15 protein-coding genes are annotated in these 20410 nt (G+C 64.5%); 7 read left to right on the top strand and 8 right to left on the bottom strand.

All coding sequences use genetic code 11. The annotated features are described in order from the left end of the window. Window positions 1–105: 105 nt before the first annotated feature. The 5 genes from MMB92_RS18890 (at window position 106) to MMB92_RS18870 (ending at window position 8225) form a co-directional block, all read left to right on the top strand. A complete protein-coding gene (locus MMB92_RS18890; RefSeq protein WP_006498397.1) occupies window positions 106–1185 on the top strand; it encodes a Dyp-type peroxidase in 1080 nt (359 codons plus the stop codon). Next, window positions 1178–1993, top strand: a complete 816-nt coding sequence (locus MMB92_RS18885) for a family 1 encapsulin nanocompartment shell protein (RefSeq protein WP_062885685.1) — start codon at window positions 1178–1180, stop codon at window positions 1991–1993. The genes MMB92_RS18890 and MMB92_RS18885 overlap by 8 nt, the downstream gene beginning before the upstream one ends. A 104-nt stretch (window positions 1994–2097) precedes the next feature. Further along, window positions 2098–2367, top strand: coding sequence for a hypothetical protein (locus tag MMB92_RS18880; protein ID WP_006498399.1), 270 nt, complete (start codon window positions 2098–2100; stop codon window positions 2365–2367). Between the two features lie 625 nt (window positions 2368–2992). Beyond that, window positions 2993–5821, top strand: coding sequence for an AAA family ATPase (locus tag MMB92_RS18875; protein ID WP_059723907.1), 2829 nt, complete (start codon window positions 2993–2995; stop codon window positions 5819–5821). 124 nt (window positions 5822–5945) lie between these two features. Next, complete coding sequence (locus MMB92_RS18870) at window positions 5946–8225, top strand: FdhF/YdeP family oxidoreductase (RefSeq protein WP_058903695.1); 2280 nt, start codon at window positions 5946–5948, stop codon at window positions 8223–8225. A gap of 220 nt (window positions 8226–8445) precedes the next feature. On the opposite strand, the gene MMB92_RS18865 is transcribed toward MMB92_RS18870, so the two are convergent. The 5 genes from MMB92_RS18865 to MMB92_RS18845 all read right to left on the bottom strand — a co-directional run bounded on the left by MMB92_RS18865 (window position 8446) and on the right by MMB92_RS18845 (window position 15910). Next, window positions 8446–8949 carry a pentapeptide repeat-containing protein gene (locus tag MMB92_RS18865; RefSeq protein ID WP_062885686.1) on the bottom strand — a complete coding sequence of 168 codons (504 nt, stop codon included), beginning with the start codon at window positions 8947–8949 and terminating at the stop codon, window positions 8446–8448. Next, on the bottom strand, window positions 8946–9248 hold the full coding sequence (locus MMB92_RS18860) for a hypothetical protein (RefSeq protein ID WP_062885687.1): 303 nt from the start codon (window positions 9246–9248) through the stop codon (window positions 8946–8948). Before MMB92_RS18860 ends, MMB92_RS18865 begins: the two co-directional genes overlap by 4 nt. A gap of 10 nt (window positions 9249–9258) precedes the next feature. Continuing rightward, the gene (locus MMB92_RS18855; protein ID WP_062885688.1) at window positions 9259–10821 is read right to left on the bottom strand and encodes a DUF6396 domain-containing protein; all 1563 of its coding nucleotides are present in this window, start codon (window positions 10819–10821) and stop codon (window positions 9259–9261) included. Window positions 10822–10928: 107 nt separating this feature from the next. Then, window positions 10929–13004 carry a phospholipase D-like domain-containing protein gene (locus MMB92_RS18850; protein ID WP_062885689.1) on the bottom strand — a complete coding sequence of 692 codons (2076 nt, stop codon included), beginning with the start codon at window positions 13002–13004 and terminating at the stop codon, window positions 10929–10931. Window positions 13005–13039: 35 nt separating this feature from the next. Beyond that, window positions 13040–15910, bottom strand: coding sequence for a type VI secretion system Vgr family protein (locus MMB92_RS18845; protein ID WP_062886078.1), 2871 nt, complete (start codon window positions 15908–15910; stop codon window positions 13040–13042). Window positions 15911–16421: 511 nt separating this feature from the next. Between MMB92_RS18845 and MMB92_RS18840 the strand changes: the two genes are divergently transcribed. Further along, on the top strand, window positions 16422–16577 hold the full coding sequence (locus MMB92_RS18840) for a hypothetical protein (protein ID WP_006481299.1): 156 nt from the start codon (window positions 16422–16424) through the stop codon (window positions 16575–16577). A gap of 209 nt (window positions 16578–16786) precedes the next feature. After that, window positions 16787–17800 (top strand): tryptophan--tRNA ligase, encoded by a 1014-nt coding sequence (trpS, locus tag MMB92_RS18835; protein ID WP_034204044.1) that lies wholly within the window; start codon window positions 16787–16789, stop codon window positions 17798–17800. A gap of 19 nt (window positions 17801–17819) precedes the next feature. Here the strand turns inward: trpS and MMB92_RS18830 are convergent, their stop codons facing one another. The 3 genes from MMB92_RS18830 to cydB all read right to left on the bottom strand — a co-directional run bounded on the left by MMB92_RS18830 (window position 17820) and on the right by cydB (window position 20409). Next, window positions 17820–18227, bottom strand: coding sequence for a VOC family protein (locus MMB92_RS18830; RefSeq protein ID WP_062885690.1), 408 nt, complete (start codon window positions 18225–18227; stop codon window positions 17820–17822). Between the two features lie 92 nt (window positions 18228–18319). After that, window positions 18320–19240, bottom strand: coding sequence for a bestrophin family ion channel (locus MMB92_RS18825; protein ID WP_062885691.1), 921 nt, complete (start codon window positions 19238–19240; stop codon window positions 18320–18322). Between the two features lie 161 nt (window positions 19241–19401). Continuing rightward, the gene (cydB, locus tag MMB92_RS18820; RefSeq protein ID WP_006498423.1) at window positions 19402–20409 is read right to left on the bottom strand and encodes a cytochrome d ubiquinol oxidase subunit II; all 1008 of its coding nucleotides are present in this window, start codon (window positions 20407–20409) and stop codon (window positions 19402–19404) included. Between the last annotated feature and the right edge of the window lies 1 nt (window position 20410).

Below are 20410 nucleotides of genomic sequence, written 5' to 3'. Positions count from 1 at the left end.
CCGCGCAACGTCCTTCATCCGGATGTCACAAAGAGAACCGTCGCATGACACAGTTCAACCGTTCGCCTTCGCGCGCCGCGGCTGCCGCGGCCCGTCCGTCCCGACATGACTGACCGGCAGGCCGCGATGCAGACCACTCCTCCCCCGCTCTCCCAGGCCGTTCACAGCACGATCACGCGCAGCGCGATCTTTCTCGTGGCGACGATCAATCCGGGCGCCGATCACGCCGACACGATCCGTTCGTGGTGCGGCGACATCGCCGCGCTGGTGCGCTCGGTCGGCAAGCGCGTGCCGGGCGGCAATCTCACCTGCGTGTGCGGCTTCGGCTCCGACGCATGGGATGCGCTGTTCGGCGAGCCGCGCCCCGCGTCGCTGCATCCGTTCCGGGAATTCGGCGCCGGCCAGCGCGTCGCGGTCGCGACGCCCGGCGACATCCTGCTGCACATCCGCGCCGAAGCGATGGACCTGTGCTTCGAACTCGCGACGCAACTGCTCGGCGCGCTCGGCGACGCGGTCACGGTCGTCGACGAGGTGCACGGCTTCCGCAATTTCGACCAGCGCGCGATGATCGGCTTCGTCGACGGCACCGAGAACCCGGAAGGCCGCGAGGCGGTCGACTTCACGGTGATCGGCGACGAAGACGCCGAATTCGCGGGCGGCAGCTACGTGCTCGTGCAGAAGTACCTGCACGACATGGCCGGCTGGAACGCGCTCGCGGTCGAGACGCAGGAGCGCATCATCGGCCGCACCAAGTTGTCCGACATCGAACTCCCGCCGGACGTGAAGCCGTCGTGCTCGCACAGCTCGCTGACCACGCTCGACGAGGACGGCCAGGAAGTGAAGATCCTGCGCGACAACATGCCGTTCGGGCGCCCGGGCGCCGGCGAATTCGGCACTTATTTCATCGGCTATGCGCGCTCGCCGGCGCCGATCGAGCAGATGCTCGAGAACATGTTCGTCGGCCGGCCGCCCGGCAACTACGACCGCCTGCTGGACTACAGCCGCGCGGTCACCGGCTCGCTGTTCTTCGTGCCGTCGGCCGACCTGCTCGAAGCGCTCGCCGACCGCCCGGCGCCGCCCGCCGAAGCCATCCAAACGGAATCCACGCCGTCCGCGCCTTCCGCCCCGCGTCGCGACGGCTCGCTGAACATCGGCTCGCTGAAAGGAACCCCGACCTATGAATAACCTGCACCGCGAACTCGCTCCGATCTCGTCGTCCGCCTGGGAACAAATCGAGGAGGAAGTGGCGCGCACCTTCAAACGCTCGGTGGCCGGCCGCCGCGTCGTCGACGTCGACGGCCCCGAGGGCCCCGAACTGTCGGCCGTCGGCACCGGGCACCTGCTCGACGTCGCCGCGCCGCGCGAGCACGTGAACGCACGGTTGCGCGAAGTACGCACCATCGTCGAGCTGACGGTGCCGTTCGAGCTGAGCCGCGACGCGATCGACAGCGTCGAGCGCGGCGCGCGCGACGCCGACTGGCAGCCGGCGAAGGAAGCCGCGCAGCGGCTCGCATTCGCCGAAGACAACGCAATCTTCGACGGCTACCCGGCAGCCGGCATCGTCGGCATCCGCGAAGGCACGTCGAACCGCCGGCTCACGCTGCCGGCGGACGTCGGCGCATACCCGGACGCGATCAGCGACGCGCTCGAAGCGCTGCGCCTCGCCGGCGTCGACGGCCCGTACTCGGTCGTGCTCGGTTCGGACGCGTACACCGCGCTCAGCGAAGCGCGCGACCAGGGCTATCCGGTCCTCGGCCATATCAAACGCATCGTCAGCGGCGAGATCATCTGGGCGCCGGCGATCAGCGGCGGCAGCGTGCTGTCCACGCGCGGCGGCGACTACGAGCTGCACCTCGGGGAAGACGTGTCGATCGGCTACACGAGCCACACCGACAAGAGCGTTCGCCTGTACCTGCGCGAGACCTTCACGTTCCTGATGCTGACGAGCGAAGCATCGGTGGCCGTGGCTCCGCAGGGCAACGCGGCCGCCTGAGCGCGGGTGCCCGCGCGCGATGCCCGGCCGGGCGTCGCGCGCGACGGCCGCACCGCCGGCCGCAGGCTCGTCGCCGATCCAGCCCATCTTGCATGGAGGATGTCATGAGCGAATCGAATGACGCATTACAGGCGCTGCAGGCGTCCGTCGCTTCCTTGAAGCAGACGGTCGACGCGAACGCAGGCAGCCAGGCCGGCGACACCGCCGTGCTGTTTACCGTCGTGTCGCTGATGCTGGCCGAACTGCCGCCCGACACGCGCAACCTGATCGAGGATTCGTTCTCCGTCTGGGCCAATGGTCTGCCGAATGCGGCACTCTCGTCCGACGTGAAGCAAATCGCCCGGCAACGGCTCGCGATGAACCTGTCGGACTGATCGCGGTTCGCGACGGTTGCGCGATGTCCGGCGCATCCCGTGCAACCCGTCCTCGCCTTCGCCGGCCCTCCGCCACGCATCGGCTGCGGTGCGTGCGGAGCCGGCCGTAACCGCCGCGCGCCCGCACCGCGCGTCGCACGCCGTCTTGCGTCCGGCCCCGCGTCCCGTCTCCCCCGTTCGCCGGCTGCCGGCGCCCTGCGCGCCGATGCCGCACCGCGCGCCGTTCGCGCGCCGCCCCTTCCCGTTCCCTTCCACCGCAGGCCGCATGCGCCGCGCACGCCCGCGCCGCGGCGCGCTTGCCCGTCTGTACTCCTTGTCGCCGGATCGCGCGCGCATGTGAGGGTGCAATTCACGGCCGGCCCGGCATGGAACTGTGTCTTGGATGGCCCGTGCCGATTCGCTATTTTGAACGCAGTCGAAGCGATGCCGTGGGCTCCTCGCAGCACCTGCGCTTCCCGCCCGGACCGCGGCCGTGCGCCACGCCGGCGCGCGCCGCGCGAACGCACCGGTGCCGCACGCGCGCCGCCGCGGTGCGTGTCGTGCGTGCGCGGTCGGAACGCGCGGGCGCCGCACCGCATCGGGCTTCACCCTTCGACCCACCTTCACCGACAGGAGCCAGACCACCATGCCCGCACTTTGCGATATCTGTCACGCCCGGCCGGCCGTCGCGCGCGCAACCGTGATGCAGGACGGCGAGCGCAAGACGATCTCGATCTGCGACTACCACTTCCGTCAGTTGATGCGGCATCAAAGCATGCTGAATCCGTTCGATTCGCTGCTGGGCGGTGGCGGCCCGTCGCTGTTCGGCGGGCTCGGCGACGAATCGCCGCTCGCCGCCGAGATTCCGCGCGAATCGGTCGACCCGACCGACGCGTTCAGCGAACAGACGCTCGAACTGCTGCAGCGCGCGGCCGAGAAGGCGCATGAACTGCGCCGCAGCGAACTCGATTCCGAGCACCTGCTGTACGCGCTCGCGGACACCGACGTCTGCGCCGCGCTGCTGAAGGAACTGAAGCTGTCGCCGCAGGACATCCGCGCGTACATCGACGAGCACGCGCACACCGGCACGGCCGACCCCGATGCGCCGCTCGACAAGCTGTCGATCTCGCCGCGCGTGAAGAAGGCCGTGCAGTACGCGTTCCAGGCGTCGCGCGATCTCGGCCACTCGTACATCGGCCCCGAGCATCTGCTGATCGGGCTCGCGTCGGTGCCGGACAGCGTCGCCGGCACGCTGCTGAAGAAATACGGCGTGACGCCCGAGGCGCTGCGCCAGAAGGTCGTGAAGGTGGTCGGCAAGGGCGCGGAGGACGGCCGCGTCGATGCGCCGACCGGCACGCCGAACCTCGACAAGTTCGGCCGCGACCTCACCGCGATCGCGCGCCAGGGCAAGCTCGACCCGGTGCTCGGCCGCGCGCAGGAAATCGAGAGCACGATCGAGGTGCTCGCGCGCCGCAAGAAGAACAACCCGGTGCTGATCGGCGAGCCGGGCGTCGGCAAGACGGCGATCGTCGAAGGCCTCGCGCAGCGGATCGTCAACGGCGACGTGCCGGAAGTGCTGCGCGACAAGCGGCTCGTCGAGGTCAACATCAACTCGATGGTGGCCGGCGCGAAGTATCGCGGCGAATTCGAGGAACGCGCGAAGCAGCTGATCGACGAAGTGACCGCGAAGCAGGACGAACTGATCCTGTTCATCGACGAGCTGCACACGATCGTCGGCGCGGGCCAGGGCGGCGGCGAAGGCGGCCTCGACATCGCGAACGTGCTGAAGCCCGCGCTCGCGCGCGGCGAGCTGAGCCTGATCGGCGCGACGACACTCAACGAATACCAGAAGTACATCGAGAAGGACGCCGCGCTCGAACGCCGTTTCCAACCCGTGTTCGTGCCGGAGCCGAGCGTCGAGCAGACGATCGTGATCCTGCGCGGGCTGCGCGACAGCCTCGAGGCGCACCACCAGGTGACGTTCGCCGACGACGCGTTCGTCGCGGCCGCCGAATTCGCCGACCGCTACATCACGTCGCGCTTCCTGCCCGACAAGGCGATCGACCTGATCGACCAGGCGGCCGCACGCGTGCGGATCGGCGCGACGTCGCGCCCGGTCGACATCCAGGAAGGCGAAGCGCAGATCGCGCAACTGAAGCGCGAGCAGGACTATGCGACCTCGCGCAAGCGCTTCGACGAAGCGAAGCAGTTCGAGGAGCAGATCAACGCGAAGCAGAAGGCCGTCGACGAGATGATGGAGGCGTGGCAGCGCAAGACCGGCTCGGAGACGCTCGAGGTGACCGTCGAATCGGTGGCCGAGGTCGTGTCGCGGCTGACCGGCATCCCCGTGTCCGAACTCACGCAGGAAGAACGCCAGAAGCTGCTGAAGATGGAGGAGCAACTGCGCGAACGCGTGGTCGGCCAGAGCGATGCGGTGGTCGCCGTCAGCGATGCCGTGCGGCTGTCGCGCGCGGGGCTCGGCCAGACCCATCGGCCGATCGCGACGTTCCTGTTCCTCGGGCCGACGGGCGTCGGCAAGACCGAGCTCGCGAAAGCACTGGCCGAGACCGTGTTCGGCGACGAGCAGGCGATCATCCGCATCGACATGTCCGAATACATGGAGCGCCACGCGGTCGCGCGGCTGATCGGCGCACCGCCCGGCTACGTCGGCTACGACGAAGGCGGCCAGCTCACCGAGCGTGTGCGGCGCCGCCCGTACAGCGTGATCCTGCTCGACGAGATCGAGAAGGCGCATCCGGACGTCTACAACGTGCTGCTGCAGGTGTTCGACGATGGGCGTCTCACCGACGGCAAGGGCCGCGTGGTCGATTTCAGCAACACGATCATCATCGCGACCAGCAATCTCGGCGCGGCGATCATCATGGACAACCTCACGCAGCCGGAAGCCGCGCGCAAGACCGACAAGGCGATCCGCGAGGAACTGATGCAGGTGCTCAAGGGGCACTTCCGTCCCGAGTTCCTGAACCGGATCGACGAGGTGATCGTCTTCCACGCGCTGTCGAAGGACAACATCCGCTCGATCGTGCAGATCCAGCTCGACCGCGTGGTGCGCACGGCCGCCGCGCAGGACATCACGCTCGTGATGGGCGACTCGCTCGTCGACCATCTGACCGAAGTCGGCTACCAGCCGGAATTCGGCGCGCGCGAGCTGAAGCGCCAGATCCGCCAGACGATCGAGACGCGGCTCGCGAAGGAGATCCTCGCCGACCGGCTGAAGTCGGGCGACAAGTGCGAGGTCGACTACGACAAGAACAGCGACGAAGTGAAGTTCAACACGCTCGCGGCACCGGAAGCGAAGGACGCGAAGCCGGACGCCGACGGCAAGGCCAAACCCAACGGCAAGGCCGCCAAGGCAGCAGCAGACGCGAAGCAGGACGACACGCCCGCCGACGCTCCGCCGCCCGCGGCGAAGCCCGGCAAGAAGTCGTCCGGCGCGAAAAAGGACGCACACTAAAACAACGCATGCCCTGCAACCCGGGGCATGCATGACCGGCTCCGTCCGCCGGACGGAGCCGCCCCACGCCGCGACACGGCGCAACCGAGCCACCCGCACCGGGCCCGGCTATTGGAGATTCACCATGACAAATCGACGCGAAGTGCCAGGCATCAGGAAATACGATGGGCCCGCCGGCGGTTGGGGCGCGCTTCGCGCGACAGCCGATGCGGTGCGCACGCAAATGGAAACCATCGAGGCGCCGATCGTGCTGATGCGGACCAACCAGCCCGACGGCTTCGACTGTCCCGGCTGCGCGTGGCCCGACAAGGAACACAAGTCGACGTTCCAGTTCTGCGAGAACGGCGCGAAGGCCGTCACGTGGGAAGCGACGACCAAGCGCGTGACGCCCGAGTTCTTCGCGGCGAACACCGTGTCGTCGCTGCTGCGCATGTCGGACTACGAACTGGAGAACATGGGCCGGCTCACGCATCCGCTCGTCTACGACCGCGCGACCGACACGTTCCGCGCGATCGAATGGGACGACGCGTTCGCGCGCATCGGCGAAGTGCTGCGCGCGCTGCCGCCCGAGCAGGTCGAGTTCTATACGTCGGGCCGCGCGTCGAACGAAGCCGCGTACCTGTACCAGCTGTTCGCGCGCGAGCTCGGCACCAACAACTTTCCCGACTGCTCGAACATGTGCCACGAACCGACCAGCGTCGGCCTGCCGCAGTCGATCGGTATCGGCAAGGGCACCGTGTCGCTGGAGGATTTCGACCACTGCGAGCTGATCATCTCGATCGGCCACAATCCCGGCACGAACCATCCGCGGATGATGGGCACGCTGCACGAGTGCGCGCGCCGCAACGTGCCGATCATCGTGTTCAACCCGCTGCGCGAACGCGCGCTCGAACGCTTCGCCGATCCGCAGGACATGATCGAGATGGCGTCGTTCGGCTCCACGCGGATCGCGTCGACGTACTACCAGGTCGACGCGGGCGGCGACGCGGCCGCGCTGAAAGGCATCATGAAGGCGCTGCTGAAACTCGAAGCCGAGCAAGGCAACGTGCTCGACCGCGACTTCATCGCGCAGCACACCAACGGCTTCGACGCGTTCTCGGCCGATCTCGAGGCGACGTCGTGGGACGACATCGAACGCGCGAGCGGCTTGAGCCAGGCGCAGCTCGAACAGGTCGCGCTCGCGTATGCGAAGTCGAACGCGACGATCGTCACGTACGGGATGGGCGTCACGCAGCACAACAAGGGCACCGCGACCGTGCGCCTGATCGCCGACCTGCTGCTGATGCGCGGCAACATCGGCAAGCCGGGCGCCGGCGTGTGTCCGCTGCGCGGCCATTCGAACGTGCAGGGCAACCGCACGGTCGGCATCACCGAGAAGCCGTCGGCCGAATTCCTGAAGAAGATCGAGGACGTGTGCGGCTTCACGCCGCCCGCGCAGCACGGGCACGACGCCGTGCAGGCGATGCAGGCGATGATCGACGGCACCGCGAAGGCGCTGCTGTGCCTCGGCGGCAACTTCGCGGTCGCGCTGCCCGACCCCGAGGTGTCGTTCCCGGCGATGGCGAAGCTCGACCTGAGCGTGCATCTCGGCACGAAGCTGAACCGTTCGCACCTGCTGGTCGGCAAGGAAACCTTCATCCTGCCGGTGCTCGGCCGCACCGAGCTCGACATGCAGGCCACCGGCCGGCAGTCGATCACCGTCGAGGATTCGATGTCGATGGTCCATGCGTCGGCCGGCAAGCTCAAGCCCGCGTCGGACCAGTTGCGCTCGGAGCCCGCGATCGTCGCGGGCATCGCCCATGCGACGCTGCCGAACAGCAAGGTCGCGTGGCTCGACCTGATCGCCGACTACGACCGCATCCGCGACCTGATCGACAAGACGGTGTCCGGCTTCGAGGCGTTCAACGAGCGGATCCGCACGCCGGGCGGCTTCCGGCTGCCGCTGCCGCCCACCGAGCGCGTGTGGCCGACGCCGACCGGCAAGGCGATGTTCTCGGTCTACAAGGGCGTGAAGGAGGACGCGGACGTGCTCGGCGCCGAGCAGGTGCTGCGGCTGATCACGCTGCGCAGCCACGACCAGTACAACACGACGATCTACGGCCTCGACGATCGCTATCGCGGCGTATTCGGCCGGCGCGACGTGCTGTTCATGAACGCGGCCGATCTCGCGAAGTACGGGCTCGAACACGGCGACCTCGTCGACATCGAGACGGTGACCGCGTCGGGCCGTACGCTGCGCCTCGAAAAGATCACCGCGATCGAGTACGACATCGCGCCGGGCTCGGTCGGGGCGTATTATCCGGAAGCGAACGTGCTCGTGCCGCTCGACTATATCGACAAGGAAAGCGGCACGCCGTCGTACAAGTCGGTGCCGGTGCGCGTCGCGCGGTCGGCGGTGGTGTGATCCGCGGGCGGGCGCGGGTGCGGCACATATCGCTCCTTCGGCCCGCCTGCTACCCTGCGCTTCGCGCTCGCGGCCGTCGCATCGCAACCGATGCGGCGGCCGTTTCATTTGATCGCGTCGGACGACGCCGGGCTTATCGCGCCGCCCAGATGGAGCAGGTAACCGTTGCTGGCCGACTCACCACTGTGTCGACGCCCCCCGCAACGGTAGCCGTCTCAACTCAATGTCCGCCGTTGATTTCCGTATCCTCGAAAGCCAGATGCTCGAAATAGCTTCCGGTGAAGTCGACGTCGAGTCCCTTGAGGCCATGAGCTTCAACCGTGGTGCCGGTACAGTCCAGTACCTGCACCGAATGCCATGTGTTGCCGTCGAACCTGACGCCGTTCCACTTGCATCCGAGAAATTTCACACCGTTGAAAGTGCTGCCCTGAAAAGTGGCGTCATTGAAGCTACAATCCATGAATGTACATCCGGAAATCGCAATCTCTGCAAAATCGCAACCGGTAAACGTGCATGCCGAGAACCGGCAACCCGTCCAGCCGGCCTGCCGGAATGACGTTCCGGCGAAGCTGCTACCGCTGAAACTGCTATCGGCAAATTGCGCGAGACCCAGATCGAGGCCGGCATAGGCCGAGCTGTCTGCCTGACCAGACAGTCCTGCGGGTATACCGCCCGCGCCCTTGCGCCACTGATCGTGCTTGTAGATGATTTCAGCACTGCTCATCGGTCTGCGTCCCGGTGCGCGAGAGCAGCCGGATCGCGCTCATCCTTGCCCGAAGGCTGTTCACCGCCCTCGTCGTCGGAGGTTGCCGAACTCCGGCTGGCGAACCATGCGACCAGCCCACCCAACGCCAGTAACGGACCGAGAAACAGGAAATTCTCGATCGCGAAATCGCCTACATCGTGCGAACCGTAGCTACCTCCGCTGATCTGGGCCACGGCCCCCATTGTTGCAACCGCCCCCCAGGCAGCCAAGATCATCCCTCCGACACACACCGTCGCGGCAATCGTCGATTTGCGCATCTCTGCTCCGTCAAGCGTTCTCGGAAGGGTTGCCGAGGCTGACCTGAGGCAGCTTCGCAAATCCAAGGTGATTGGCTTCGTTCCACCACGTCCACGTCACGTCCGCCGGCGACACGTCCAGATGCATGACCCGTGGATCGGGAAACGCGTCACCTTGCAACACATAGGCCTGGCGATACCACTGATTGAACGTGGCCGCCCGAGGATGATCGTCCGCCACCACAGCCTGCCAAATACCGGTCACCGGGCACGCGCGGATGCCGCGACACCGGATAGCCGGGTCGGGAAATTCGGCGGCGCGCGCAATGCCCTGTGTCACACGCGGATGCGATTCCGCCGATTGCACGGGCATCGGAATCGCATCGCCGACATAGTGGAAGAAGATGCGACCGTCCTCGGGCATCAGGCCGGGGCGACTCCGATCGAACAGTTCATCATTCCGGTAATGCATCGGTACCTGAGCCGCATTCCATGCGAAGTGACGTTCGGCGCTCGGATACTTCAGCTGAGCGAGCCAGTAACCACCGACAGGAGCAGCCGTCGTTTCCGCCTGCGGAGGAACGGCAACCTGCGGCTTCTCCGGCAGCATGTAGCCATCGGGCACGTGCGCGCGCCCCGTACGCAGCGACACGGGGTGCGCCACAGGTTTGACGGGCGATACCGGCACGGACGTCACCGCTTTCGCCGCGTCGATCAACGTCTCTTTGTTGCCATCCCACTTGGGCAGCTTGGCGGGCGGCAGCGGCACGACCTTGTCCAGATTCGGCAGACGCAGGTCGGGGTCGCGCTCGAGGCGGTCGGCAAGGACGCTGTAGCGTTCGGCGCGGGCACGATCCTTCACATTGCCGACGACGGGATCGCCATCGTCAAATGCACCGAAGAGATACGCCGCACTCTTGGCACTCCCGTATTTCACGCCTTCGTGCAGAACCTTGAGAGCTCGCACGTTGTCTTCGCCGAGCGATTTGTCGGAACCAACGAGCGTGGTTCCAAGAGCATACGCCGCGTCTCCGCTCCCTTGAGCGAATGCACATTCAAGCATTTTGAGGGCAACCTTCCGATTGCCCCAGAAACCGGACTTCGGGTCATCGTAGACAGCGTCAAGCTTGCTACCCAAATAAGCCATAGCGCTTGGGCTGCCTTTGTCCGCAGCAAGTTGCCAGAACGCGAACGCACGGCTGGGATTCTGCTTCACCCCGACCCCGTTCATGTGATAAGTCCCCATCAGATCGTAGGCCGCAGGAATACCCAATTTCATCGCCTGCTCAGTGATCTGCACGGCACGCTCACTGTTGCGATCGACACCCAGCCCCTGCGCATAGGCATTTGCCAGGTTCAGCATGGCTTTCCAGTGCTTGCGCTCGGCAGCCTTGCTCCACAGCGCGACGGCACCCGCATAATCGCGCTGGTTCGGCCACAGCAACGCACTCGTCTTTTCCATCGCCTGCTGATTCCAGCGATCGGCCTCCGGATCAACAGGCGGAACCACGGCAGCTTCATGCACGCACTCAAACGATTCGCGATGTGGATTGAAAGCGTCGAGCGACATATTTCGTGGAAGGGAATCGTTCATCGAGCAAGCCGTACATGCAAAAAACAGAGAAAGAGAAAGCGCGCCCGCCAGGCGCAAACACATAGAAGTTGTAGAACTCATCGAAACTCGCATGATTTGGTCGCGCATTAAGCTAGCCGAACGCTCGACGTACGCTCGTCTTGGAACGCCATTAGGAAACCCGACAGTTCCAGACCTCGCTTTCTTTGCATGGCATTGGAATCCATGAGCTTCTGCCACTTCATGAATGTTTCCTTGACGGCATCGGGGCTACCGTCGCTGCCATCATGTTTGCCGCCGGTATGAAGCTTCCAAACCCGCTTACGCAAATCGGTACTCTTGGCACGATCATCACTGCCCACATTGATCTCCGCATCAACCGCCATGCTCCGCAAATTCAAGTTGGCGCTACCCAGCGTGAAGAAACTATCGTCGATCAGCAACAGTTTGCTGTGGATATAGATTTCTCTGTACCGAGCCGCAATCGACTGCGCCGGCAGCGGCAGCATCGGCGCCAGATCCGGATCAGGCAATTCGCCCTTAGCTTGCTGCTTCTTCACATATTCATCCCAACCAGCCTGCTGCTTCGCCGTCTCGGTATTCAATTTGGAATTGCGCCAATTGCGATCAAAGGTCCACAGGCTACCCACTAGCGTGCGAATGCCCATTTGATCGAGCGATTTCGCAAGAGACGCTTTATCGCCAAGATCCTTGGCGCTTTGCGCCGCAGGCGAAAGCGGTACAGGGTAGCGATCGGGATCAATTCCCTCGCCACTCGCCTTCTGACGTTTGACATAGGCATCCCAGTCCGCCTGCTGCTGTCGATTGCGGGCGAGTTCGTCCTCGACCGCCTTGTCCTGATTGGGCATGGAGGTACCGTGACCCAGAACCTTAACCGTATCGTAAGTACGGGGCACCATTTGTATCCGCTCAGGCGTCGGAATGACAACCATCACGTGCAGGTTCGGTATGTCCTTCGGCCCCCGCCCGGCTGCCTGGCTGCGCGAAAGGAACTCGGCTCGCCATTCCTTCAGCTTTTTCGGCCACTCCGTGTACTGAAAATACTGGTTCTCGACGTAGATATAGCTTCTTGCAAAGGACGTCGCCTGCTCATACAACGCCTTGACGGATTTGTCCTTTTCTTCGGGTTGGGTACGGACGATTTGCGCCCGCTGGCACGGCGTACCGAGATTCTGCGTCAAGCGCGCAGGAACCTTTTTGAAATCGTGCGTTCTCGACACGTTCGCGCCCTTGCCCTTGGCGCGATTCCATGCATCGGTGAAGTTCTTGCTCACCGCCACTAACGCTTCACCCCGAATACGGCTAGCGTAATCCTGGAAAGGCTTCAGACCCGGCTGAGCATCGTTTGCCCCTTCCCATGACTCACCGCGACGTGGATCACAGAAAAGGTGCTGCTGGGTGTCCCAATAGTCGGTCACACTGTTCAAACCCATTACATAGCCGACTGCGTACGCACCGCCTTCGTACTCGTAGTCGATCAGAATGGTCTTCTGGTGATCCGTGGCCACTTTCTCCAAGCCCAGCACTTCCGTGAAATCGCGTTTGCCCGGCTCGCCCGCCAGACTTTCGTGAACCGCCTTGCTGTTGCCATCTCGGGTGCGCACCGACAGGTTGGGCAATCGCCCCGCAAACGCATCGTCGTACCACCGCGCATTGAAGTCCTCACGTCGCTCCTGAGGCGTCTGCGGTTGAGGTGACTTGTCGGTCGGCAAATAGATGCCACCTGCGGCGCCGACCATCATGGCCATCTTTTCTTCATAGTTCAAACGCCCGCTGCTGTGGCCCGGCATGTTGTTCGAACCGAGACTACCGATGAAGCCATACCACGAGAGCAAGCGAACCTGCACCGGCTTGCCGTTATTGAATTTCCCGGCCGCGACATCGCGCAGCAGCCCGCCCCAGGTATCTCCTCGCGGCCAAACCGTGCCCTTGCGGATCAGTTCCATCCCGGGGTCAAAGCCCCAGCAAATGATTTCGACACTATGCTTGGCCGCCTTCAAGTCGGCCGCAATCTGCGTAAACGCGTCCTCTCCGCAAATGAATACGTCGATATTGTTCTTTTCATACGGCGGCGCGTAGTAGTCCGCCTGCTTTTCCAGAAACCACTGCGCACTGGCGACCGCCTGACGCTTGTCGACATCGACCGGCGCCTTCGATTTGTTTTGAGTATTGGTATCGGACATCACGTTTCTCGTCGAAAACTGTAGCGAATCGCCGGTCAGCCCTGTGCGTGGCGCTGGCGCGATTCCGGATCGCCGTCGACTGCCCGCCATCCCTGCGCGGCCAGTTGATCATCGTCGCTCAACCCTCCCTCCATCACGGGCACCTCGATCTCGTGCCCGTTGTGCAGCTTGACCGTATAGGAAGACGTGCCCTTCTGGTGATTCGCAATGATCAGTTGACCATGCTCGTCGGTCACGCCGTCCGCAATCTTGGCCGCTCCCTTGTAAAGGGTGTACGGCTCGTAAGCAAGCGGCCGCCCGTCGTTGGGATGGGAACGGAGCACCACCGCGAGGCTGTCTTGTTGCTCCAGCTCCTTGAACGTCAGGGGGTCGGGCGCTTTCACAGGCTTGTTGTCCGGCCCGACGAGACTGTGCGACGCCGCGTGTTCGCGCCATACGCCGCTCGTGCCATGCACGACGCCGCCGCCATTCCACTGGCTGTAGCTCGACCCGCCGTTGATCGACGCTTCGTCGCTCGCCTGCGTATTGACCTTCGGCGAGCGGAACACGATCTCTTCGCCTGCCTCCAGGATGATGCGCTTGGCGGCCTTCACAACCACGTCCTCCTTGTGCGCCTCGATACGCAGCTTCCCGTCTGCCGTCACCAGCGTCATGCCCTTGGCCGCGAAAGCGCTCATCCAATCGCCGACGCGCATCAACAGACGACGTCCCACGCTGATCTGAGTGTTGCCGGCACTCACCGCATCGATGTTGGTCTGTGCCCCGAGCACCATCGCGTCCTGGCTAACCACGGTCACGCCGGCCGGCCCCTCGATTGCCACCATCGGCGCACCGCCGGAGCCGCCGCCACCTTGATCAACGTTGCTGCCAGCATCCCAGCCTTTGATCTGCGAGGTGATCTTCTCGATGCGTGCGAGGTCGGTGTTGTCGGCGTCGTTCGCGGCGGACGCATCACCGAGGTTTCGTACCAGTTCCTGCAATTGTTCGATCAACGTCTGCAATGCCGTGCGTTCGAGCATCTTGCCTTCGGCACGCCCCTGCTGCTGCGCGGTCACGTAGACGCCCTTCGCGGCACGAATGACCGCCTGGGCATCGGTTCTGGCCTCCAAACCGTCACCGCGAGGCGCTCCCTTGCCGTCGTTTCGAGGCTCCGTAAGGTAGCCCAGGTTCAGCTGGGTATAGGTATGTTCGCTAGCAAGCTGACTGCTGATCTGGCCAGGTGTATCGTCGAAACGCAACTGGTTGTAGCGATCCGCCTTGACCTCCTTGGTCTTGATGCCGGAAAGATATCGATTGCCCGGAAGCGAACCGGTATGGCTGAACGTGGTCGGCATGTTGGGACCGCCGTGCAGCACCCCGGTCACGACCATCTTGTCGGGGTCGCCGTGCAAATGGTCGATCAGCACTTCCATTCCCGCGCGCGGGAGCATGTCCATGCCGTAGTTCGGCCCGGCCCAGGGGCTGACCCATCTCACCCACGCGCTGTCCCGCTCGGTTCCGCTGGTGCCGGCACCTTGCGCATGGGCATGATCGTCGGCGCGCAAACCGAGAATCTGCACCTTGATGCGCCCCAATTCGTCGCAGTGCACTTCCTCGCCGTCGTGGCCAACCACTTTCGCGGTAAACGGATGCACGGGCGGCAAATCGACGCGCGGATCGTAGGCAGGTGTCAGCGGCACGCCGCGGCGCACGCAAACGAATGTGTTCTCGTAGCGAACCCCGGCCCCCTCTTCGACCGGCAACGCGTCGAAACTCCAGCGACTCGCGGCAAACAGCACTTGGGCCCGCTCGTCGAGCGCCTTCGAAAAATTGTTGGTCGCCCGGTGGTGCAAGCTGGTAACGACGAACTGCCGCTGCTCCTCGGGCCGGGTATCGACCTCCGGATGCCCAGCCAGCGTGAACCAGAAGCCCGGCGAGACATCCCGGACATCGCTCGACGCATGCACGCATTCGGCGCGATGCTCATGTGCCAGAATCCGAGCCTTCGCCAAACGCTCGTGGTCGGCATCCGAGTCCGCCGCATGCGGAACGTCGATGACCGAGTCGGCCAGCAGCTTCGCAAGATCGTTGCCCGCCTCGCCCTGATCGACGATCGTCTCCTGCTCAGACTGCGCGATCCTGCCGGTCTTGTAATCCCAACTGGCACGCCGCACGCTTCCGGGCGTCAACGCACGGGCCGCGGACCATAGCGTGACCGAGTCACGCTCCCGCGACTGCGTACCCCGGTGGTAAGGCACATGGCCTGCCGCCGCCTGTGGCAGCTTCGTCGGATCGTCGCAGAACACGAGCGTATGGACCGGCGTGTCGGCGGCCGCACCATCATGCTTGCCAGCCCGGGTGTACCAGAAAATACCGTCGCGTCGACACAGCCGTCGAATGAAGGCCGCATCCGATTCACCCGCCTGGCGCGTCTGCTCGCGCTTTGGATACTGGTTGCGATCCAGCACGAGCTCGAAATCGAAAGCCTGCGCCAACGCGGAACTGCGTTGCTGCCATTCGTGCAGCAGTGTCTCCAGAATGTCCGGAACACTCATCGAACGGAACGTTCTGCTGTTGATCCGCTGATCGAGAATACTCAGCGCATCTCTCAATGTCAGTTGTACGCACGTGAGGGAGCCGTCCGATTGACCGGCGCGGACATCTGTGATGATCCCATTGATCGGATATGGCTTGCCTCGATCCGTCATCAGTTGCACCGAAAGCGGCAACCCCAGAAAGGCGGAGAGCGGCAGATCCGGGCGTGACGACAGGCAAGTCAGGTGCCCTTCGATGCCGACACAGAGACCTTCCGTCAAATCGATGCTCTGTGGCACCAGGACATGCGCCAGCGCATCCTGATGACGGCCCCAATGAAACCGGATCGCACGATTGTTCTGATCGAGCGCGCCAACGAAGGCGCGCAGCATTTCGGTCACGTTCACTTGTCAATGGGCATTCGGCAACGGCGCTCTCAGACCGCCAAGCCACCTGCGCTTAATTATTTGGTCACCGATTTTAAGTGCAACGTTCACACAAAAACAATCGCGCCGTGCTAGTTAGCGCGATGGAAGGTGCAACGAATGCTCGATGTGTTGCCGGATGATCCGTCCCCTTCAATAAAATAAATACCAATCCATTGATTTTATTAACTTTTAATGTTATTTTGGATGATTGACGGCAAACGCCGTCATATCTCAACGCACGGCGCCTAGGCCATTGCCCGGACAATTCTTTACGGTTCGCGGCCAGCCAAGCTGATAGCATGCGTGTCGCACATGACCGATCCATCGGGATCGTCGCGCGCCGGCCGGACACACATACCGACTGCAGTCAAACGGCGCGCCACGGATTTATGTCCCATTTCCCCGCAACACCCCGGCTCGCCCCGCGCGACCCGTTGCAGTAACCGTTGGAGTGGCGCACCCCGCGCCTGCAAGCATGAAGAAATCGAAGCAGCCCACCCGTCCCCCACGCGACAAAGACCGCACGCCGCTCGTACGCGCCGGCGCGTGGCTGCTGATGGCCGGCCTGCTGTATTTGCTGTGGCCGTCCGCCGAAACCGCGTACCTCGCGATGGAGTCGGTGATCCGCTGACGCACGCGTCCTGCCGCGCACTGCGCTATACTGGCGCGATGGAAACCCGACCTGCCTCGCCGATCGTGCATTGCTGGTGGCGCGCCTGACCCAGGCGGCCCGTTTCCTTTTGCATGTCCCAAACGTGATGCCGCCAGCCATGGCGGCATTTGCGTTTCTGCGCCGAGACCATGGCTGGCGGCTTCGACAACCCGGAGCCCACGACGACCATGACGCATCCCACCCGCCCGATCATCCTCACCGGCGACCGCACGACCGGCCCGCTGCACCTCGGCCACTACATCGGCTCGCTGCGCGCCCGCGTGCAGATGCAGCACGAGGCGACGCAATTCCTGCTGCTCGCCGACACGCAGGCGCTCACCGACAACATGGGCCGCCGCCAGCGCGTGACCGAAAACGTGATCGAGGTCGCGCTCGACTACCTCGCCGTCGGCATCGATCCGGCGATCTCGACGATCGTCGTGCAGTCGCAGGTGCCCGAACTCGCCGAGCTGTCGCAATACCTCCTCAACCTCGTCACGGTCGCGCGCCTCGAGCGCAATCCGACCATCAAGGAAGAAATCCGCCTGCGCGGGTTCGAGCGCGACATCCCGGCCGGCTTCCTGACCTACCCGGTGAGCCAGGCCGCCGACATCACCGCGTTCAAGGCGACCCACGTGCCGGTCGGCGACGATCAGTTGCCGATGATCGAGCAGACCAACGAGCTCGTGCGTCGCTTCAACGCGACCGTCGAGCAGCCGGTGCTGGTCGAATGCGAGGCCGTGCTGTCATCGGTCACGCGGCTGCCGGGCATCGACGGCAAGGCGAAGATGAGCAAGTCGCTCGGCAACGCGATCACGCTCGGCTCGACGCCGGACGAGATCGCGCAGGCCGTGAAGGACATGTACACGGACCCGAATCACCTGCGCGTGAGCGACCCCGGCCAAGTGGAGGGCAACGTCGTGTTCACGTTCCTCGATGCGTTCGAGCCGGACGTGGCGAAGGTCGACGAGCTGAAGGCCCACTATCGCCGCGGCGGCCTCGGCGACAGCGTCGTCAAGCGCGTGCTGAACGAGCGGCTGCAGGCGCTGATCGAGCCGATCCGCGCGCGCCGCCGTGAGTTCGAAGCCGACAAGGCCGAAGTGATGGCGATCCTGAAGCGCGGCACGCTGCATGCGCGGGAAGTGGCGGGGGCGACGCTCGCGGAGGTGAAGGGAGCGATGGGGTTGACGTATTTCGGTTGAGCGATGCCGTCACGGCCGCTCACGCTCCGGCGCCGGCCGCCGCATGACACACGGCCTCGACCCGGTTGCCGGCCGGATCGACCACAAAAGCCGCGTAGTAGTCGGCGTGGTACTGCGGCCGCAACCCGGGTTCGCCGTCGGACTGGCCGCCTGTCGCGAGGCCGGCCTCGAAAAACGCATGCACCTGCTCGCGGGAAGTCGCCTTGAAACACCAGTGCCGCTTGCTCGCGCCGATTTCGGCGGGATCCAGATACACCGCCAGAAAGGTCGACCCCGGATCATTCGCGCTGCAACGTTCGCCGTAACCGAGCGCATTGGGCCGGTCATAGACCTTGGTCGCGCCCAGCGCAGCCATGACGGCATCGTAGAAGGGGCGTGCCTGGTCGATATCCGGCACGCCGATCGACACGTGATCGAGCAGTTGCATGGTGTGGGCTCCATTGAACGAGCACGAGTCTACACACCCGTCATCGCTCCGGCCGATCAACCTTACAGACGACTACACTACCGCCCCGCAGCCTACGTGATCTGATACGTCGACGCGGGCACGAATTCCTCCGGCATCGGCCGATCCCCGAGTTCCAGCACCGACCGCTCGATCGTACGCGTCATCGCATCGAGCGCGAGCGCATTCGGCGCGAGGCCGAACGGCTCGGCCACTTCGTTCGCGATCGCTTCGAGCGCGATCAGCGTATACGCAATGAACACGCAGATCAGTGGCGTGAAGAACTCCGTCGAATCGACGAGCCCGAACGGCAGCAACACGCAATACGCATACACGGTGCGATGCAGCAGCACGCTGTACGAAAACGGGATCGGCGTCGACAGGATGCGCTCGCACCCTCCGACCGACTTGCCGAGCTCGTCGAGTTGCATCTCGAACATCCAGCAGGTCGCGTCGCTGCCCGGCGCGCGGCCCAGCGCACGGACGATGCCGCCGCGCAGTTCGTCGAGGATCGCGACCGGCTTGTAGCATTTGCCGCCGAGCGCGGCCGTACGCTCCGCGCCGAGAATGCGCTGCAGGTCCGCGGTCGGATCGGTATGGCGCAGCTGGTGCTTCAGCGCATACGCGAGCGCGATCAGCAGATCGGCGAGCCGGTTGCGCTCGGCGTCGCCGACGCTGTCGGGCAGGTAGCGATGCAGTTGCGACGTCACGGTGCGCGCGGCGATCAGCAGGTTGCCCCACAGATGCCGCGCCTCCTTGAAGCGCTCGAAGCTCGCGTTGTTGCGAAACCCGAGGAAGATCGCGAGCGCGAGCCCGAACAGCGTGAACGGCGCGGTGTTGAGCGGAATCTTCTCGCCGAAGATGCGCCCGTTCGTGAAGACCGCCAGCGTGCTGACGATCGCCATGAACACGAGCTGCGGAATGATCGACTGCAGCACGGAGCCGTTCCATACGAACAGCATCCTGAGCCAGTTCTGTCGTGGTCTGACGATCATGATGTTTTCTCGACTGCCAAGGAAATGCGCAACCCGTTGCGCCCGCACCCGATGCGCAACGGCCCGCGCGTGGCGGGCCGCTTTCGTATCGGGTGCCGTGTCGGGCGCCGCGCCGCGCGTGATGATACGCGAGCGCCGCGCCCCGTCACCGCGCTGGCCGCTCAGTGATAGCCGACGTCGCCCTCGCGCACCTTGCCACGGAACACGCGGTACTGCATCGCGTTGTACACGAGGATGATCGGCAGCACGATCACGGTGCCGACGAGCGCGAACAACTGGCTCGAATGGCTCGACGACGCGTCCCAGATCGTCAGCGACGGCGGCACGATGTTCGGCCAGATGCTGATCACGAGCCCGGTGTAGCCGAGGAACACGAGGGCCAGCGTCAGCAGGAACGGCGTGGCCTCGTGCGCGCGCTTCACCGTGTGGAAGATGCCCCACACGCATGCGACGACGAGGACCGGCACCGGCAGGAACCAGCCGAGGTTGCCGCTGCCGAACCAGCGGTGCGCGACGGCCGGCAGCCCGATCACGGTCCACAGGCTCACCACGCCCATCACCGCGAGCAGCACGCCCGTGAGCGGCTTCATCAGCAACCGCATCTTGCGCTGCAGTTCGCCGTCGACCTTCAGGATCAGCCAGCCGCAGCCGAGCGTCGCATAGGTGACGAGCACGCCGATCCCGCACATCATGCTGAACGGCGACAGCCAGTCGAACGGCCCGCCCGCGAAATGGTTGTTCTCGATCTTGATGCCCTGCAGCAGCGAACCGAGCACGATTCCCTGGCAGAACGCCGCCAGCGCCGAGCCGCCGATGAACGCGAGGTCCCACATGTGCTGCGTGCGGGTGGCTTTCGCACGCAGCTCGAACGCCGCGCCCCGGAAGATCAGCCCGACCAGCATCAGCACCAGCGGCAGGTAGTTGGCCGGCAGCAGCGTCGAATACACGACCGGAAACGCGCCGTAGAGGCCCGCGCCGCCGAGCACGAGGAACGTCTCGTTGCCGTCCCACACCGGCGCGACGGTGTCGAGCATCACCTGGCGCTCGGCCTTCGCATCGAAGAACGGAAACAGCAGACCGATGCCGAGATCGAAGCCGTCCAGCATCACGTAGATGAATACGCCGAGGCCGATGATCGCGGCCCAGACGACAGGAAGATCGATGTGCATG

The sequence above is a fragment of the Burkholderia sp. IO2 genome, from assembly GCF_029522185.1.
Lineage (GTDB): Bacteria > Pseudomonadota > Gammaproteobacteria > Burkholderiales > Burkholderiaceae > Burkholderia > Burkholderia cenocepacia.
The sequence above is the reverse complement of the archived record's forward strand: the minus strand, read 5'-3'. Positions and strand labels throughout refer to the sequence as shown.

Bases quoted from the DNA above. Each gene is read 5' to 3' on its own strand.
- MMB92_RS18890 (WP_006498397.1), top strand. From the start codon at position 106: ATGACTGACCGGCAGGCCGCGATGCAGACCACTCCTCCCCCGCTCTCC.
- MMB92_RS18885 (WP_062885685.1), top strand. From the start codon at position 1,178: ATGAATAACCTGCACCGCGAACTCGCTCCGATCTCGTCGTCCGCCTGG.
- MMB92_RS18880 (WP_006498399.1), top strand. From the start codon at position 2,098: ATGAGCGAATCGAATGACGCATTACAGGCGCTGCAGGCGTCCGTCGCT.
- MMB92_RS18875 (WP_059723907.1), top strand. From the start codon at position 2,993: ATGCCCGCACTTTGCGATATCTGTCACGCCCGGCCGGCCGTCGCGCGC.
- MMB92_RS18870 (WP_058903695.1), top strand. From the start codon at position 5,946: ATGACAAATCGACGCGAAGTGCCAGGCATCAGGAAATACGATGGGCCC.
- MMB92_RS18865 (WP_062885686.1), bottom strand. From the start codon at position 8,949: ATGAGCAGTGCTGAAATCATCTACAAGCACGATCAGTGGCGCAAGGGC.
- MMB92_RS18860 (WP_062885687.1), bottom strand. From the start codon at position 9,248: ATGCGCAAATCGACGATTGCCGCGACGGTGTGTGTCGGAGGGATGATC.
- MMB92_RS18855 (WP_062885688.1), bottom strand. From the start codon at position 10,821: ATGAACGATTCCCTTCCACGAAATATGTCGCTCGACGCTTTCAATCCA.
- MMB92_RS18850 (WP_062885689.1), bottom strand. From the start codon at position 13,004: ATGTCCGATACCAATACTCAAAACAAATCGAAGGCGCCGGTCGATGTC.
- MMB92_RS18845 (WP_062886078.1), bottom strand. From the start codon at position 15,910: ATGCTGCGCGCCTTCGTTGGCGCGCTCGATCAGAACAATCGTGCGATC.
- MMB92_RS18840 (WP_006481299.1), top strand. From the start codon at position 16,422: ATGAAGAAATCGAAGCAGCCCACCCGTCCCCCACGCGACAAAGACCGC.
- trpS (WP_034204044.1), top strand. From the start codon at position 16,787: ATGACGCATCCCACCCGCCCGATCATCCTCACCGGCGACCGCACGACC.
- MMB92_RS18830 (WP_062885690.1), bottom strand. From the start codon at position 18,227: ATGCAACTGCTCGATCACGTGTCGATCGGCGTGCCGGATATCGACCAG.
- MMB92_RS18825 (WP_062885691.1), bottom strand. From the start codon at position 19,240: ATGATCGTCAGACCACGACAGAACTGGCTCAGGATGCTGTTCGTATGG.
- cydB (WP_006498423.1), bottom strand. From the start codon at position 20,409: ATGCACATCGATCTTCCTGTCGTCTGGGCCGCGATCATCGGCCTCGGC.